Annotated in this window: 16 protein-coding genes; 5 read left to right on the top strand and 11 right to left on the bottom strand. The window is 49.2% G+C overall.

The window, feature by feature from the left end; translation table 11 throughout:
- Positions 1 to 315 precede the first annotated feature (315 nt).
- Entirely contained in the window at positions 316 to 1,176 is an 861-nt protein-coding gene (locus QGG23_02170; GenBank protein ID MDP6048244.1) for a nitronate monooxygenase, read from the top strand.
- A 506-nt stretch (positions 1,177 to 1,682) separates the two neighbouring features.
- Here the strand turns inward: QGG23_02170 and QGG23_02165 are convergent.
- Positions 1,683 to 3,329 carry a long-chain fatty acid--CoA ligase gene (locus QGG23_02165; protein MDP6048243.1) on the bottom strand — a complete coding sequence of 549 codons (1,647 nt, stop codon included), beginning with the start codon at positions 3,327 to 3,329 and terminating at the stop codon, positions 1,683 to 1,685.
- A 374-nt stretch (positions 3,330 to 3,703) separates the two neighbouring features.
- Between QGG23_02165 and QGG23_02160 the strand changes: the two genes are divergently transcribed.
- Both QGG23_02160 and QGG23_02155 read left to right on the top strand, forming a co-directional pair.
- Entirely contained in the window at positions 3,704 to 4,882 is a 1,179-nt protein-coding gene (locus QGG23_02160; GenBank protein ID MDP6048242.1) for a 3-hydroxyacyl-CoA dehydrogenase, read from the top strand.
- Complete coding sequence (locus tag QGG23_02155) at positions 4,875 to 5,669, top strand: enoyl-CoA hydratase/isomerase family protein (protein MDP6048241.1); 795 nt, start codon at positions 4,875 to 4,877, stop codon at positions 5,667 to 5,669. Before QGG23_02160 ends, QGG23_02155 begins: the two co-directional genes overlap by 8 nt.
- Positions 5,670 to 5,707: 38 nt before the next feature.
- Here the strand turns inward: QGG23_02155 and QGG23_02150 are convergent, their stop codons facing one another.
- A complete protein-coding gene (locus QGG23_02150; protein ID MDP6048240.1) occupies positions 5,708 to 6,853 on the bottom strand; it encodes an acyl-CoA dehydrogenase family protein in 1,146 nt (381 codons plus the stop codon).
- 569 nt (positions 6,854 to 7,422) lie between these two features.
- Here QGG23_02150 and QGG23_02145 point away from each other — a divergent pair.
- Entirely contained in the window at positions 7,423 to 9,219 is a 1,797-nt protein-coding gene (locus QGG23_02145; protein ID MDP6048239.1) for an amidohydrolase family protein, read from the top strand.
- 347 nt (positions 9,220 to 9,566) lie between these two features.
- Entirely contained in the window at positions 9,567 to 10,385 is an 819-nt protein-coding gene (locus QGG23_02140) for an SDR family NAD(P)-dependent oxidoreductase (protein ID MDP6048238.1), read from the top strand.
- Positions 10,386 to 10,743: 358 nt separating this feature from the next.
- Here QGG23_02140 and QGG23_02135 read toward each other — a convergent pair whose 3' ends face one another.
- From QGG23_02135 to rrp4, 9 genes are all read right to left on the bottom strand, one after another.
- The gene (locus QGG23_02135) at positions 10,744 to 11,073 is read right to left on the bottom strand and encodes a hypothetical protein (GenBank protein MDP6048237.1); all 330 of its coding nucleotides are present in this window, start codon (positions 11,071 to 11,073) and stop codon (positions 10,744 to 10,746) included.
- 503 nt (positions 11,074 to 11,576) lie between these two features.
- Positions 11,577 to 12,371 (bottom strand): S-adenosyl-l-methionine hydroxide adenosyltransferase family protein, encoded by a 795-nt coding sequence (locus QGG23_02130; protein MDP6048236.1) that lies wholly within the window; start codon positions 12,369 to 12,371, stop codon positions 11,577 to 11,579.
- A gap of 458 nt (positions 12,372 to 12,829) precedes the next feature.
- Positions 12,830 to 13,150 (bottom strand): cupin domain-containing protein, encoded by a 321-nt coding sequence (locus tag QGG23_02125; GenBank protein MDP6048235.1) that lies wholly within the window; start codon positions 13,148 to 13,150, stop codon positions 12,830 to 12,832.
- A 251-nt stretch (positions 13,151 to 13,401) separates the two neighbouring features.
- Positions 13,402 to 14,892: an argininosuccinate lyase gene (gene argH / locus QGG23_02120; GenBank protein MDP6048234.1), complete on the bottom strand. Its 1,491-nt coding sequence runs from the start codon at positions 14,890 to 14,892 to the stop codon at positions 13,402 to 13,404.
- 122 nt (positions 14,893 to 15,014) lie between these two features.
- Positions 15,015 to 15,269, bottom strand: a complete 255-nt coding sequence (locus QGG23_02115; protein ID MDP6048233.1) for a KEOPS complex subunit Pcc1 — start codon at positions 15,267 to 15,269, stop codon at positions 15,015 to 15,017.
- A gap of 53 nt (positions 15,270 to 15,322) precedes the next feature.
- Positions 15,323 to 15,571, bottom strand: coding sequence for a 50S ribosomal protein L37ae (gene rpl37ae / locus QGG23_02110; protein ID MDP6048232.1), 249 nt, complete (start codon positions 15,569 to 15,571; stop codon positions 15,323 to 15,325).
- 11 nt (positions 15,572 to 15,582) lie between these two features.
- Complete coding sequence (gene rrp42 / locus QGG23_02105; GenBank protein MDP6048231.1) at positions 15,583 to 16,377, bottom strand: exosome complex protein Rrp42; 795 nt, start codon at positions 16,375 to 16,377, stop codon at positions 15,583 to 15,585.
- Positions 16,377 to 17,120 (bottom strand): exosome complex exonuclease Rrp41, encoded by a 744-nt coding sequence (gene rrp41 / locus QGG23_02100; GenBank protein MDP6048230.1) that lies wholly within the window; start codon positions 17,118 to 17,120, stop codon positions 16,377 to 16,379. The genes rrp42 and rrp41 overlap by 1 nt, the downstream gene beginning before the upstream one ends.
- Complete coding sequence (gene rrp4 / locus QGG23_02095) at positions 17,117 to 17,809, bottom strand: exosome complex RNA-binding protein Rrp4 (GenBank protein ID MDP6048229.1); 693 nt, start codon at positions 17,807 to 17,809, stop codon at positions 17,117 to 17,119. Before rrp4 ends, rrp41 begins: the two co-directional genes overlap by 4 nt.
- Between the last annotated feature and the right edge of the window lie 10 nt (positions 17,810 to 17,819).

Raw genomic sequence — 17,819 nt, 5'->3', positions numbered from 1 at the left:
CATGTATCAAAGAGTGGTGATCCCCTCCGTCAAGAACGCGTACAAGACTCGCAGCCTGCTCGAAGGTCCTATTGATGCTGCTATCCCCCTAGGTTCATTGGCTGTTTTTATATCCATGATTTGATTAAAACTGTCCAGACTATTGAATGAAACGAGATTGATTCTCCAAGATGCATACGGCTATGGGGCGTATTAATTCACCGTTAAAGTTGTTTCCATTATCACGCGCGAAAAAGAAGGAGTCCAAAAAACAAGTGATTAAACCACGTACCCTACTTAAATATAAAAAAAAATGAGTGATCCCTTGTGAAGAAAATGATATGGAAAACAAAGATAACAGAAATGTTAGGATGCACATACCCAATCATACAGGGTGCTTTTGCCGGATTTGGAAAATCGGATATAGCAGCCCCAGTCTCCGAAGCAGGAGGATTTGGGATCATTACTGCTCATGCCTTTAGAGATGCGAGAAAATTAAGAGAGGATATACAAAAAGCAAAATCAATGACTGAAAAACCTTTCGGCGTAAATTTTACTATTATTCCACCACGATTAACAGAGGATTTTTACGAGGAGATGGTAGAAGTTGCCATCGATGAAGGGATAGGAACTGTTTTTACCTCCGCTTACAAGGCAAAAAAAATTGGTGATAGGATCCATGCAGCTGGGCTAAAGTGGGTCCACAAAGTCGTAACGATGAAACATGCACTGGCTGCAGAAAGGCATGGTGCAGACGCCGTGATCATTGTTGGACTTGAGGGAACTGGATACAAGAACCCGCTCCAAAATACGACCATGATCAATATGGTGATGGCAGATCGAATGCTAAGGGTGCCCTTTGTTGCAGCTGGAGGAATTGGAGATGCTCGGGGATTTCTGTCAGCTTTAGCAATGGGTGCTCAGGCATTATATATTGGGACAGGATTTATGGCGACAAAAGAATGCCCGATTCCAGATAAGATCAAACAAAAATTTGTTGAGCAGTCTTCTTTTGATCCTGATTTATATCCAAAAATCTATCATCACCAGTTAAAAGATTCGGGGGTAGGTTCGATGACAGTTGGTGTTATCAACAAAATCGTGACAGTTCAGGAGTTTATTGATGAGATTATAAAAAACGCAGAAAACATCATAAAGCAATGGGGGTTTACAGGCGATATTTTTTCTACCTATTAAATTTTAATTACACTACTTTGAGTTAGCCAATGTTTAATGTGCTTCAAATTCAAAAGGTCCATACTCCGCCTAGATAGGGTTGAAGGATGACAGCAACAACAGAAATGGGGCTCCCAGGGAAGGACGTTCTTGGTGTTTGAGTGGGTGTTTGGTTTGGATTACATATTAGCGACAACGTTGCCTTAGTTTCAAGTGAAGATGGTTTTGCATGTTTTTGTTTTACCTTCTTCAGTGGATTACCATATATGTAGGTTGAAATCTGAAGCTGTCAATTATCCACTAGGAACAGGGTTGAGGCGTATGGGGTCAAGTGGTTGGGCCATTCAGGGTACTGGAAGGCTTTGATGGAGGGGCTATATTGGGTCCTTAATGGATGAAGCGGTGTGATTAACGGTTTCAATCCATTCTATGCAGGGTATGAGTAAAAAAATACAGCTTGTATAGCAAAAAAAAGTTAATACAAATCCTCAATAGGGAAAAAGGAGAACAGTGATTACAAGAAATATTTAGGCTTCTCTCAGATCTTTTTTAAGAACCTTACCCACCAGCGTCATCGGAAGTTTATCTCTGAATTCCACTGCTCTGATCCTCTTATAAGAGGCTACCCGTTCCTTCACGAATTCAACCAATTCCTCTTCTGTAGCCTCAGCACCGTCCTTGAGGACTATGAAAGCCTTCGGCATCTCACCGCTTATTTCATCAGGTATACCCACTATGGCTACGACCTTAACCGCTGGATGCTCATAGAGAACATCCTCGACCTCCCGAGGAAAGACGCTGTATCCCTTGTATTTTATCATATCCTTCTTCCGGTCAACAATGTAAAAATAGCCCTCCTCATCTCGCTTAGCATAGTCACCGGTAAAGAGCCACCCATCTCTAAGGACTGCAGCTGTCCCTTCAGGGTCATTCCAATAACCCTTCATGACTTGGGGACCTCTTATTGCCATCTCTCCAACCATGCCGACAGGGAGCTCCACATCACTGTCCTCGCTCATTATCCTCGCCTCGGTGTCTGGCCATGAAAGGCCGACAGAGCCGATTTTCACAGTCTCCAATGTGGGGTCTAAGGGGTTTCCATGAGTAACAGGTGAAGCCTCAGTAAGTCCGTATCCCTCAACCAGAACACCGCCGGTGAGTTCCATGAACTTTTTCTGGACTTTGGGAGGGAGAGGAGAGGCACCTGAAATACAGAACTTTATCGAGGAGAGGTCATAGTCTGAGATGTTGGGATGGGTTATGAGCGCTCCGTAGAGGGTTGGGACGCCACCGAATAAAGTGGCCTTGTATTTCTGGATGGAACTGAGCACCTCCTTTAAGTCAGGGCGAGGGATCAACACCATTGTGCTAGCGGATGCGATGGCATTATTCATCGTAACCGACATGCCATAGATATGGTAGAGAGGAAGAACGTTGACTTGGACCTCTTTTCCCTCTTCCGTTTTGGACCAAGCATTACACATAAAGGCGTTTGATACTAGGTTATAGTGGGTGAGCATAGCACCTTTTGGGAGCCCTGTTGTGCCTCCTGTGTATTGGAGTAAGGCAAGGTCTTCCTTCGAGTCTACCTTTACAGGAGCTGGGGTTGGCGGGTATTCCTTGATTAGGTCTTGAAAACGGTACATCCCAGCCTCTAGGTCCACTTTATGGGTTGGAATCTTTCCAAGGAGAGAGCCCAAGATTCTCTTGACGGAAGGGAGGTATTCACCAACGCCTGTCACGATGATCCTCTTTAGCCCTGTCTCTGATTTGACTTTCTTTAGGATAGGGTAGAGTAGATCTAGAACCACTAAGGTTTCTGCTTGTGAATCTTGAATCTGGTGTTTTATCTCTCTCTCTTTGTAAAGAGGGCTGATCGCCGTAACGATGGCACCAGCTTTAAGGGAGCCATAGTACGCTATCACGAACTGGGGGATGTTAGGGAGGAACAGGGCGATTTTGTCCTCTCTTGTTACACCAAGTCTCTGGAGAGCTGTCGCGAACCTGTCGACCTGCTCCTTCAACTCCCTATATGTCAGCCGACCGCCCTTGTAGATAGTCGCCGTGGCCTCAGGATGCTTTTCAGCAGAGTCGTCGAGGAGTCTGAAGAGCGGGATATCAGGGTAATCAATGGTATGGGGAACATAGTCAGGCCAATTCTTGGGAATATCCATATAAAACGCTCACAGGTAAAATCTGTATGTAATTACTATATAGATTAATCGCCGGGAACTAATCTGGAGTGCTCCCAGGCTAACTCATGCAACCTTCGTCGGAAAAGTTAGTATCGTTCATGGATCCGCTGAATGCAAGTTTCAATCTTGAGGAAAGTAGTCGTTTTAGCTAGGGAAAGTACGGTGTTCAGAAGGACATAAACCTCTTCGGCCTCACTTTCAAGGCGGCGAGACCTGCCCGCTATGACGCCTTGATTATCCTAAAGGAAATCGACTTCGTCTCTTTCGCATAGGAAGGCAGGTGCACACGTTCACCCCCATCTGACGTTTCAAAAGTCTTTTCACCGGCTCCAGTAATTATCCAGTGAGGATAAATGAAGAAATCAACGGTAATCGGAGCCGGTATCATGGGTCACGGCATAGCCGAGCTTCTAGCCCTCGCTGGTGTTGAGGTCACCATTGTAGACATCAACGAAGAGCTCCTCAAGAAGGCAGTGGAGAACATCACTTGGAGCCTTGGCAAATTTGTTGAGAGGAGACGCATTAGAGAGGAGGATGCAAAGGCAGCCCTCGAGAGGATCAAGACCAATACCAACCTCGAGGAGGCCGTTGTAAACGCCGACCTTGTTGTTGAGGCTGTCCCTGAGGTGATGGAGCTAAAGAAGATCATATATAAGAAACTGGACGAAGCAGCTCCCGGGCACGCGATCCTTGCAAGCAATACCTCGAGCCTCAGCATCACCGAAATGGCTGAGCAGACGGGGAGGCCCGAGAAGGTAGTGGGAATGCACTTTTTCAATCCCCCGATGCTAATGGCCCTCGTAGAAGTAGTGAGAGGAGAGGAAACCGACGATGAGACCACAGATGCGATCGTCAAGCTGGTGGAGAAACTGGGGAAGACCCCCGTCGTGGTACGGAAGGACGTTCGTGGATTTATTGTGAATCGTGTTATCGGGGCCGTGATGAACGAGGCGTTCTGGGTTGTCGAGAACGGCGAGGCAACGATAGAGGAGGTAGACGCAGCTGTGAAATACAAGGCAGGCTTTCCCTTGGGCGCCTTCGAGCTCGCGGACATGATTGGCCTTGACGTGATGTACGAGGTGGGGCAGATCATGGAGACGGCATATGGAGACGTCGCAAAGTCAAGCCCCATGCTCGCAAAGCTTGTTGAGGAGGGAAACCTGGGCCAAAAGACAGGGAAGGGCTTCTACGACTGGAAGGTGGGGCGCCCCAGAATCCCGTTTAAGTTGTCAGGGAAGTTTGATGTTCAGAGACTCTACGCAGTGGCCACAAACGAAGCCGCCCGACTCATTCACGAGGACGTGGCGGGGCCCGAGGACATCGACGTGGGGATGAAGCTGGGCACAGGATGGCCAATGGGTCCCTGCGAGCAAGCGGATAAGCAGGGGCTGGACAGGCATCTAGGGAAACTAAAGGAGCTGTACGCCAAATACGAAAAGGAGGTCTATGCACCATGCCCGTTTCTAAAAGACTGCGTGGCAAAGGGCTGGACCGGCAAAGCCTCAGGGAAAGGGTTCTACGAATATGGCTAAGAAATCCCGTTACGATACGATACTAACTGAGAAAAAGGACAGGATCTTTTGGATCACCCTAAATCGTCCTGGACGAATGAATGCCTTCAACCTCGAGATGATTGACGAGGTCTCAGCAGCTGTCGAAAAGGTCGACGCTGATGATGAGGTAAGGTGCATTATCCTTAAGGGTGATGGAGACAGGGGCTTTAGCGCGGGTGCAGATCTCACCATCTTTTCGGATCTGAGCCCAGAGGGAGCTATTGCAACCTCAGAAAGGGGGCAGAGACTCATGGACAGGATCGAGGCGTCCCCCAAGCCGTTCATTGCGGCCATTCACGGCTTCTGTCTTGGCGGGGCCCTCGAGATCGTCCTAGCCTGTGACTTTAGGGTGGTGTCAGAGTCAGCGCAGTTGGGGAGCCCCGAAGTGAACTTGGGGATTATCCCGGGTTGGGGTGGAACTCAAAGGCTTAGCAGGTTGATTGGGCTCGGGAGGGCGAAGGAGATGGTATTCCTCGGTGACAGGATGTCCGCGGAAAATGCTTTTAGGATTGGTCTCGTCCACAAGGTGGTGCCTCTGGACAACCTCTACGAGGAGGCAGAGGCCCTTGCGAAAAGACTGGCTGCAGGGCCTCCAGTTGCCTTGAAGGTCGCGAAGCGAGTGATGAACTTAGGGAGTCAGCTCTCGCTCGAAAAGGGCCTCAAGATGGAAGCTGCCTCCTTCGGGACCCTGGCTGAGACCGAGGACATCATTGAGGGGATTTCAGCTTTCTTCGAAAGGCGGAAGCCCAAGTTTAAGGGAAAGTAACTTTTTCTTTTTTTTATATGAAAGAAGGGGATAAGGGATCATTCTCCCCGTATTAGGAATCTTGCGACCATGTTCTTTTGGATCTCTGTGGTGCCTTCGTAGATTTCGGTAACCCTGACATCCCTATAGATGCGCTCTATGTCATACTCCGATATGTAGCCGTATCCGCCGAAAATTTGGAGGGCTTCGGAAACGCTGCGGCCAGCGGCTACTGTTGCAAAGTTCTTGGCCATGCAGCTCCACTTTGGGATGATTCTCCCCTTGTCAATGTGCCAGGCGGCCTTGTAGGTCATTAACCGGGCGGCCTCGATGTTAGTAGCAATATCGGCGATCTTATGTTGGATGGCTTGGAAATCGGTGAGGGGGCGGTCGAACTGCCTCCTCTCCTTGGCGTAGGCGAGGGCCCTGTCCAGGGCTCCCTGGGCCATCCCTACGACCTGGGCAGAGACGGCGACTCTCCCCACATCGAGAAACTCGAGGGTGTGGTAAAATCCCATGTTCTCGACACCGACGAGGGCCTCGGTAGGCACCCTGACATCGCTGAATGAGTACTCCCCTATTAGGGATGCCCTTATTCCCATCTTGCCGTGGATCGGATTACTGTCGAAGCCAGGGATCCCTTTGTCTAAAACAAGGAGGCTACTCCCCCGATGCTGAACCCCGGGGTCGGTCTGGCAGAGGATGACCCCAAAGTCGGCGATGGGGGCATTGCTTATGAGGGTCTTGGAACCGTTGACAACATATCCATCTTCATCTTTAGCCGCCGTAGTATCGACCATGGTGATATCGCTGCCCCGGGCTGGCTCGGTGAATGCCCCGGAGGATATCCAATCTCCGGAAATAACCTTTGGAAGGTACTTTCGCATCTGCCATTCGGTGCCAAACATATGGATCATGTCGCTCCCAAAGGAGCCGATGAGGATCGAGGTGCCAAGGGTAGAGTCAGCCCGACAGAGCTCCTCGATACAAAGGCAAAGCTCAGTAAGGCCGTAGCCCTGGCCCCCGTATTCTTCGTCAAAGTGGAGACCGATGAATCCAAGCTGGGCTGCCTTCCTGTAGAGTTCCATAGGGAACTCCTCCTTCCGGTCGTACTCCCGGGCCAGCTCGGGAGTGAACTCCTTCTCAGCGAACTCCCTGACAGCCTGCTTGATCTCTTCTTGCTCCTCTGTGAGTTCGAAGTTCATTTAATATCCTTGTTGATAAGGATGTTTTTAAGCTTCAAATAACTTTCTGGGGAGGTTCAATCGCGCGCAAACCCCCATACCTTCGCACGCGTGGTTTCAAGTTATCCTAAACATAAGGCGCTACAGAGCCGTGAGGATTACCCCGGTAGGCCACAACCACTCAGTTGAGCCTTCAGCATAGATGTGTTGTGAGCTGGTCTAAGTGCATGTTGTAGTATCCTAGGCTCCAGAGGAGGGCATAGTCAGCGTGGCGGTTCTCGTCTCATAGGCCTGGCATCACTATCTTGTTCTAGGCGTCAATGACTCTGTATGTTGAGGTTTTCGCATTGAGTTTTATTATCTTGCTTATGTCTTTGATGCAATCGTTATCGACCGGAAAGACCCAATCGCTAATCTGTACAACTTTACCAATTTGGAACACAGTGCCTCAGAAGGGGAGTAGATCCAATATAACAGTCCCTATCAAGAGATGCTAGTTGAGTAGAAAACATTTTCCACAAGTACGTTGTTGGGGATGGGATATTCAAGACACCTAGTAATAAATATCGGGTGAAACAATTTCCATCAACATGTCTGATCATGATATTCTGATCGAGAACGCCCGTATTGTCGACGGGACCGGGAGGGAAAGCTACACTGGTTCCATTGGGGTCATGGGCGACAGGATCACTTCGCTTGGAGAGGTGAAGGGGGATGCTGCAGAGGTAGTTAATGCTGAGGGACTCATCGCCTCCCCGGGATGGATCGACGCCCATAGCCACAGCGATCACACCATCTTGTTTTATCCGAGGCTGAACAGCTACATTATGCAGGGTATTACCACCTTCGTTGGGGGCCAGTGCGGGGGCTCCGCTGCCCCAATCGGGAACATGATCGGCCTCCCTGGCCTCGCCAGAGATCACATCCAAAAGATCGAGCCCCATAAGTACTACCCGGAGAAGCAGCTCTACTCTCGGGACAAGGTTAACGAGATCATGGCTGAGAAATACGGCTGGACCGTGGACTGGAACACAATGGGGGAGTGGTTCGAAAGGATTGAGTCGATCGGAATTAGCTTAAATATGGCTCCACTAGTAGGTCAGGGCACCGTTAGGATCAGGGTTATGGGAGAGGACTACAAGCGCCACAGCACCGAGGAGGAACTTGGGGAGATGAAAAAGCTCATCCGGGATGCCATGGACGAGGGCTGTATTGGGATGAGCAGTGGCCTTGACTACGATCCCAGCGTCTACGCCCATATAGATGAGATCAACGCCTGCGTAGAGGTTCTCAACGAGTATGATGGTTCTGTTTACTGCCCCCACTGGAGGAGGACGGGGAGGCGCCGGGACGTCAAATTTGGTGATACCCGGAGTAACAAGGTGGATGGCATCCTTGAAAGCATAGAGACCTGTCGTATTACCGGTGTCCCAACCCACCTTGCCCACCTAACTCCGGGGTGGAGGCTTATCCCAGAGGGGAACGACATGATGGAGGAGATGAATATAAGGGCCACCCTTCAGTTCATCGACGACGCCAGGGAGGAGGGACTCAACCTTACCTATGACGCAATGCCCTGGTTTATCTTTGCAGGCTTTGGGGTCATGCCCTATCTCAGCAGCCTGCTCACCCCGTGGCTCAGGGAGCAGGGAAGCCGAGAGGCCTTTGCTGAGTGGCTCAAGGTCCCTGATTACCGGAAGGAGGTTATTGACGCCATCTCAGGGGGAAAGTGGTTTATCCGCCTCGCCTATAACCCCAACACCAACCCCCAGTGGGCAGAGAACCTCTGGGTCGTAAAACACAAGAACAGAGATTACAATAACAAGACAGTGGGAACCATAGCTGAGGAGCTCCAAAAACCCAAGCTGCAAACCTACTTTGACCTCGTATGCGAGGATCCACACGCTCGAGGAGTAGCAGTAGGGGTTGCAGAAAGCGGCAACTTTCCGTGGAAGCCCTACAGGGCCCTCTTTTTCAAACATCCCGCAGGATGCCTAAGCCTTGACCAAAGACTCGTTGATCACACAAGAACGCAGGAGATGCCACCCTATAGGATGCCTGGAATAAACGCTTTCAGTGGCTTCCCAGGGTTTCTTATCCATTATGTCAAGGAGACCAAACTTCTCAGCCTCGAAGAGGCAATTGACAAGATGTCCACCACTGCAGCGAGGCAGCACTGCCTTAAGGGGAGGGGTACACTAACGCCGGGAAGCTATGCCGACATAGTCCTTTTCGACTGGGACCGTCTAAAGGTCACCGGAGACCCTGTTGAGACTCGCCGATACCCAGAGGGAATAGAGCACGTCTATGTCAACGGCACCGCTGCAGTGAAGAAAGGCGAGTATACGGGCTTAGCATCGGGAAAAGTAGTGAAAAGGAGTATATAGCCCCCAATTTCTTCATTGCCAGACTGAGAAATCCTTGTTGCATTTAGGGCATCGGAGCTCAGTCTTCCCCTGCCGGGTCAGGATATTGGCAGTATAGCCGCACGCGGGGCAGCTGACCGTACGAGGGCTCATAAGGATCAATAGTATTCATTGAAGGAACAAATAAGAATTGAGTTTAAATCACATCTAATTATAGCGTGCAATGTTTTACATGCTCGCGTGCGTGTGAACACCCTGCACGTCATCCGTGTTGAGCGAATGAGGAATTATTGAATTATGTGGAACAACCATTTTGCGTACGCAATAATGTTATAAAAAAACTCCAGCAAATATAAGGATGAATCTGGATGGAACGCTTTAACGGAAAAGTAGTCATTGTGACCGGTGGGGGCAACGGCATAGGATTAGTCATAGCAAATAGATTCGCCGCTGAAGGGGCTAAGGTGGTAATCGCAGATATCAACGACTCGGCCGGAAAAAGAACAGCAGATAAAATAGTAAACTCAGGGGGGACGGCTCTATCGATAAACGCCGATGTAACAGAGGAAGACCAAGTAAGAACCTTGGTGGAGAAGGTTCAGAATCATTTTGGACGGATTGATATCTTGATAAACAACGCAGGTATTAGCGTCCACAAATTGCTTGTTGAAATGGAGCGGGAGGCTTGGGACAGGCAGATTGAGGTCCAGCTCACCGGTCCGTTTCTTACTATCAAACACGTCGGACGACGGATGATAGCTCAAACGGGAGGGGGTAAGATTGTGAACATATCCTCCGCTGCATCAGTGATGGGTAGACTCAAAGCGGGTCCCCATTGCTCATCCAAAGGAGGCTTGAATATGCTAACAAAGGTGGCAGCTTTGGAATTGGCCAAGCATGGGATTAATGTCAATGCCGTTGCTCCGGGGCTGATCGATGTCCCCGTGCAAAGAGGAGAGATCAATCTGTCCGAGGCATACAGAACCAGCTATTTGGAACAGGTGCCACTAGGGCGCATCGGGGTCCCATCTGATATCGCCAACATGGTTCTTTTTCTATGCACAAGTGAAGCAGAATGGATCACTGGGCAAATTTTCCTTGTAGACGGAGGGTTAATGTCAGGACACTACTCCTTCCAAGGAACACACGACTCCAAATCGTTGTACGGCCACGATAGCGAGGGATGAGAGAGTTTAAAGACACCCTTCATCAATCTCAGTAAACATATTTATCGAGAATCGATAACTCTATTCAATGAAATAGATAGGTTACATCAAGAGGTCTAAATAAAAAAGGCTTCATTGAGATGGACTCCAAGTTCACAAATCAAGATAGATTCATCCAACAATAAGGATTATAGGATTCTCTCTCACGCTATTTTACACTCGATGTTTTGTCTTCAGAAGAGGTAACGCATTGAAAGTCCAGTGCTGAGGAAGACCTCTCCCAGCTACGTAAAGTGTCAGCCCATGGGAAGGACCAAGGTGAGGTACTCAGAAGACATAAGTTAGCCAAGAATGGTGATAACGCGCGAAATATCTAGGTTCACAGGGTGGTAACACCAGTAAACTCTTTTCCCAGGTAGATTTGCTCCATAAGCAGCCCCTTTATGAGGGAGTCCAAGAGGCCTTTTATCCTATCCTTCAAGACATGGTCCTTTACCATAACATCATTGATCTGCCCCCGCAGCGCGTAATATTCCTCTATATTTTGGAACAGTTGGGTTAGAAGCACCAGAGCCTCCTTTTCTAATGCTGTACACATTATATTGTCCAGTTGGAATAATTCATCTAGTGGATCTAAATCCTCACTACACCCATTCTCGGAGTTCCCGAGATTTCCTCCGTCTTGTCGATGATTGAGACCGTTTGGCATAGAGGTATTCACTAACACTTTGATCTTGGGGTTTACGGTTCCCGAACAGTTAGTAGGTATTTCTAAGAAATCAAACTTTATCCAAGACTTTATCGTAATAAGGACATTTGTAACAAATTATTCTTTAAAAATTTACATTAGAGTGTAAAAAATCAAGGCTTCGTCGTTTTAATGAGATATTAAGGTGCAAAACTATTGTTCTCGAATAAATCATTATGACTAAAAAAATACAACAACGCGTTCGGAGGATTATCATTAAGATATTGGCCAAGGTAAGACTATTTCATTCAGCACGTGTCAATAGGACTACAGTAAACCTGAAGATGATCCTTATAGATCTCCACAGCTTCGTTATTCCCAGTCGATTATCTAAAAGAGAACCTTGGAATCGCCAGAATATTTGTTAAGAACGAGGCGAGGGGCTCTGCAGTCTAAAATGTCTCGGATTTATCATTGGAAAAATGGAAGAATAAAGCCGAGGGAAACGATCCAATCTAAAGAGCCTACCTCAGGGTGATACGGACCTTCTCGCCCTTCCCAACGCCGAGCTGGTTATGGGCGTTACCCTGATTGACGGCAAACTCCATGTAACCGCCTCCAGCAACAACGGTCAGAAGCTCTCCCTCAGGTACTGCTGAGAATCTCCGCACATAAGGTAATTTTAACTTTTTTCCCGAGATCTCAACATCGAAGACAGAGTCAACGTTGACTCCCATTCGGTTCAGCACATCATACGTAATGTTTGTCACCATATTGCCAAATCCATCCACGTGGATGATGGTAGCCTCGACTCCGTCATCCGTTATGGTCGGCACGTACATGGGGATCCGGATATAGTCTTTGATCTCGGGGCCGATCAGTCCAGGGTCCACCCCTTTTGCGAGGAGGGCTCCTGTGGGACCAAATGTGTCCCGACCATCGAAAACGTCCGAGATCTTTTCGGGAAGGAGCTCTCTGTATGAGATCTCGTAGATATTCTCGACGCCGAGGCGCTCAGCAGCAGGGGCAAGAAGGCCGTTGTCGGGGCCAACGAGCCATGCCCCCTTTGTCTTGATGAATATTCCCTTTCGACTACTCCCGACTCCGGGGTCGACAACACCGACATGGACGGTATTCTCAGGAAAGTGGGGGACGCTCCGTGCTAAATGAAATGCACCCTCATCGATGCTGAAGTTCCCAATGTCGTGGCTGATGTCGACGATAGTAGCATTGGGAAGGATTCTAAGGATGGTTCCTTTTATCTCGGCGACGTAGGAGTCCTTGATACCATAGTCCGTTAGGAGGGTGATTATAGGCATGCAATCACGGTATCACTCCTCACGCCTCAAGATATAAAAGTAACATAACTATGGGGATGAAGATCCTCACTGTTTAGATAAAAAATGATACAATTTTTTGTGAATTGAATGAGACTCAAAAAATACAACCCAGATAAGCTTGGAGAACTGCTAAAGAAGAGTTAGCTTGTGGATCTAACTTCAAGTTATGCATCGAAGCTTGAAGCCAAGGGATTCACCGATCCTGTTTTAGGAGATGACCAGAAGGTACTCAATTATATCTTCTCAGTTATCAACAGAGATCAGAAAAATAGTATCATAGCCCCAAGATGCTATATATCATTAGAAAGAGGGGTCATTTATGGTGCAAACCAGCTTTATGAGTCGGAGGAGGTGCACCTCGAGACGCGCCTCTGCCAAGGCACAACCTATGCGCACGTTTTATTAGGTTGATCTAATAGACCATTTTCTAGTTTTGGTTAGGTCTTTACCATGACGAGGAGCATTTTGAACTGGCCTATCGCCCTTAGTGCATGAGGTATGTTAGCCGGCATAACGATTACCTCACCTTCTTTCAGGTGGAAAGACTTGCCCCCTATAGTTATCTCCACCTCGCCATCAATGACCTGGACTAAGGCGTCGTACGGCGTCGTATGTTCGCTAAGCCCCTCACCCTTAGAGAATGCGAAGATGGAGACCGAACCCTGGGGCTTGTCCACGATTGTCCTGCTCACAACAGCTCCATGCTGATACTCAACCATGTCGTTTAGGACCTCAACCCTTGTAGCAACTTCATCCATTAAATTTGGAACATCCTGAAGAAGAACGTGGGGGGGCCTAATTTTTAAAATTATTGGATATTGAAGAGAGGGAAAAGCCCTTGGGTAAGACCCATAGGCTTGCCAGCGTGGTGATGATTTTGCATGTATAAATGCGGGACTGGCAAACACATATACATAACTTGGGTTTTTCTCAAATATACTTTCTAAGGACTTAATACAGATACATGACATCTAAAAATAATGGATGCCACTTTGGTTTTCTAGAGGGATCATCCCTCAATATAGCTTTCAACTTTTATTTTTAAAGAATCAAGCGCCCCAGAGATCTTTTGGCTCTTAACTAAGAGGCCATTCCAGATTGATTCCACAAGTATTGCCCTCTTATTGAGCATTGCATTCACGTGGTCCGGGTGGGGACTTCCCTCAGACTTCCGCTTCATGAGACATGCCTCAGGGTCAGTAGCCTGGTTGAGATGCTCTTGGCTGATCTGGGCTCCCTTCCCCAAGACCTTCATGGCAACGGCGTTGATTTCTGAGGGTGTAAGGTCTGAGAGGTTTCTTCCTTCGTCGATAACCTTTCTGACTAGGGCGGCGGCTGTCTGATAGGATTCTCTGAAGCTGAGACCAGCTTCGGTGACAAAGGTCTCTGCGAGCTCTACTGCGACTATAAGGCTCCCTTTTAGGCGTTCCCGCATTTTCACCTTGTTCACTGTAAGTGTTAATATGATGCCGGTCATCACATCGAGGCTTGTCTTAGTGGTGTCAAGGCAACGCCAGAGAGGTATTTTGGTCTGCTGAAGGTCCTGGTAGTATCCGCTGTTCACCCCCTTCACCATGGTGAGGAGCTCACATAGGCAGCCGTAGACTTCTGAGGACTTACCCCTTATCAGCTCCAATGTGCTGGGATTCTTTTTCTGGGGCATGATGCTACTTGAGGAGGAGTACTCATCTGAGAGTTCAACATAGGAGAACTCGACGCTGGACCACTCTAGGAGGTCAGCGGCAGACCTGCTCAGGTTCCCCATAAGAATTGCGCAGACGGAGGCCGTCTCAACAGCCCAGTCCCTGCTGCTAGTGGCGTCGATGCTGTTCTCGATGAGTCCATCGAATCCTAGGAGTTCCATGGTTTTCCTGCGGTCAACGTTGATACTGGTCCCCCCGATAGGGCCAGATCCCAAGGGATTTAGATTAACTCTGCTATAACATTCTGAGAGGCGCAGTGAGTCTCTGAGGAAGGCGTCAGCGTAGGAGACGAGGTAATGAGCGAAGGTACCCACCTGAGCGTGCTGACCGTGAGTGTAGAGCATCATAAGTGTTTCTACATTATCCTCTGCCAGTCCGAGAAGGGCCTTGATAAGGCCAATAAGCTGGGTGTTTATCGCGAGGAGCTCCTCCCTGGTCCTGAGGCGCATATCTACGACAACTTGGTCGTTCCTGCTCCTGCCTGTATGGATCATGCCACCCACGTGTAAACCGACCTTCTCGACGACCTTCGCCTCGATATATTCGTGGATGTCCTCGTACTCGGCCCCAATCTCTACAGTCCCTGCGCTCCATTGACTCCTGATCTCCTCAAGGGCCGTAAGGATCTTAGAGAGAGCTTTTCGAGGGATTATTCCCTGCTCGTAAAGCATTATATTATGGGCCTCAGTGCCGTTGATATCATCATCTAGAATGCGGAGGTCCTCGATGACGGAGGTGTGGAACCGGGCACTCCTATCGGTGAACTCCTTTGCCAGTCTAGACCTGAAGAGGCTCATATTGGTTCAACGCATAGGCTGAGCAGGGGGATCGTTTAATACTTTACGACATAGCTGCCGTGAATGGAACAAGTTAACCCCACCGCGTGCATGGAGTAAGGCCAGAAATATGCCCCGGATCCTCAACTGACAACGTCCACTACATCCAAAATAGTCCCCACCCAGCGCAAATAACTGTTCAGGGCCGCCCTCAAGGCTACCACATCAGAGGCCTCTAAGGATATAACCACCCTTCCCTCTACCGCAGAAACTTTTACCCTGGACCGCTCCGAGGTTGGATGCTCCACCTCGGGAGATAATGAACCCTCAATGAGACTAGACATCCCATCAGGCACATTGACCCAAACCTTGGCGATCACCATCCCCGTGCCGACCATACTTCTCACTAGGAGTCAAAAAGGAGATAATAAAACGGGGAAATTAGGTCCCCCTATGACCTAATCCTGTGGGAAGCCTGACCCACCCTCGTGGCAGGGACGTAAGCTCCACCAGCAAATCGGTAACCGCACTTGCTGCAGTCCCAGACTCCTACCGTGTCTCTCTTCACCGAGAGACTCGCGCAGCTTGGACACCTGCTGGCTTCCCTCTTAGTCTGGGTTATCCGGGTCCACTGCTTCCGAACTGACATCCCACCCCGGGTCCTAAGCCTAAGACCGTAAGTCTTCTTCTTCCTTGGCATCAATCGACCCCCTAAAGGTGCTTCCTAAGCTCCACAGCCTTAGCCTGGGCTAGGTCCAGGGCCGCATGGAGCTCCTCAGTCGTAATGCCGCCTGAGCCACCCTTCTGGACTGTGCACAAGTTGTTGTCCTCATCGAAGGTTATCGTAAGCCTCGCATCCAGGACCTCCTCCTCGTCAGCTGTCGGATCAACCAGTAAATTGTCCCCAATCTTCACAAGAGTAACCGCTAGGGGACTTTTGAGGATCTTTAGGGCCTTGGTCTTCTTGGTCAACTCGATGACGCCGTTCTTAACCGTGTGCACTGGCCCCTTGGTAGTGTTTAGCGCCGCCATCGCGGCAAGCGAAGCGGCATCAAAGAGATTTCCGTCGTAGCTCAACACGTAGATGTCGACGAACACCATGTAGACCGATTTTCCGTCAATGAGGCTGAGTTTATCGAAGTCGAGAATCTCCGCGGAGCGTAGACCCCTGTCGATCACTCTAGCAAGCTCAATAGCATTCTCCCTTGGGCGACCTGGCTCGAACGTAGGGTGGGCTATGGGGGTGAATTCGGCGTTACACATCAGGACCCCCCTCCCGGGGGTGTCCTCGAAGGGCCTACCTATCTGTACCTTAACGCCAACGAGCACCCTGCTCTTACCAATAGTTACCTCAGCAGAGCCCGAGGTCTTCTCCAGCGGGCTCGTCTTTAAGATGATCTCCCTGTACTCATCTAGGGCCCTCCCGTCCATCCGATTCCCCGTTTTGAGGACCTCTTGGATCTTTCTCCGCCTGAGCCGTGAGACTATGCCAGATTTGCTCGCCATTACTCTTCAGCCTCCCCAAAAATACCATACTTTTTTCTCAGTGCATTTTTCTGAATCTCATTTACCTGTAGACATCCCTCGATTGCGAGGTCCACGCATCCCTTAAAGGTCTTTGTCGGTAGTACTCCGTCCATTTGGAGGAGGGTGATCTGTCCCAGCGTTGGCATGTAAGCCACCGGGACATCAGCTTGCCCCTCCTTATCCTCATAGTCTCCGAGGTCAAGAACTATTTCGCCGTCAATCACGCCAGCAGCACAGGAAGAAACGAGATCTCTCATGGGGATCCCTGCGTCTACCAAGGCAACAGTTGACGCGTTAATGCATGCCGTGCGGGTCCCTCCGTCGGCCTCTAAAATCTCAGTGTAGACATCGATAACGGATCTCGGATATTTATCGAGAAAGATGGCGGGTTGAATCGCCCAGCTCATCACCATACCTATCTCCATGTCCCTCCTTGAGGGGGCTGGTGATCTCCGTGGACTGACGGAGAACGGGGACATATGGTACCTGCATCTCACTGTTGCCTCATTTGGCTTTGCTAAGCGTCTAGGGTGCATCTCTCTAGGACCGAAAACCCCGACGAGGATTTTGTTTCTCCCCATTTCAATATATGCTGAGCCGTCTGCGTTTGGTAGGACTCCGCTCTCAATGGTAGTAGGCCGCATCTCATTGGCCTTTCTCCCGTCATATCTTGTTTTCGCCTTTGACTTCTTTTTCTTCCTGATTTTCTTCGTTTTACTCATCTATTTTCCTCCTTTAACAGTCTCAAATATTCTTTTACCCTACTTGTAAGACCCGAAATATGGGCTTCGTTTTCCACCTTTGTGATGACCTTGACTGCCATCTTCTCCTGCTCTCGAGTCCTTCCGTGAATGAGAATTCTCCCGTTCTGACCGATAACAACGTTTGATCCGGTCTGGTTAAAAATCATATTGATCATTGATCCCTTTTTGCCGATCAGGCGCGGGATCTTCGAGGGGGTAAACCTCATGATGAAGCCTTCGTTGACCCTCCCCAAGTCTCTGCCGAGGATCGAGAGAATGGGTGTCCGCCTTCGGTCTATATCGACGATTTTGGCAACAACCGTATCTCCGATGTCGAGAACCCGGGTCATATCGAAGTCTGTACGGAATTGAGCGTCTATCGCGTCGATGACGTTTAAAGCGCCATCCTCAGCAGCATCAATGTCCACCATCCACCTTCCGATCCGTATATCCTTTACTTGACCGATTACCTGGTCTCCTGTGAGGGGGTTGAAGCCTGCCTCCAAGGCGATCACCGAGACCATGCCACGATTGTAGGTGACAAGACCGATGCGACTAGCAAACACCTTCCCATCGGCTCTGTGGGTGTTGTCTCCGGTCTTAACCCTACCTTCAAAGAGGACGTCTCCCGGAATAACGAGATCTCTGGTCTCAAACAGCTCTGACATTTTAAATCAA

Source organism: Candidatus Bathyarchaeota archaeon, assembly GCA_030739585.1.
Taxonomy (GTDB): domain Archaea; phylum Thermoproteota; class Bathyarchaeia; order TCS64; family TCS64.
This window is presented reverse-complemented; position numbering and strand designations above follow the sequence as displayed.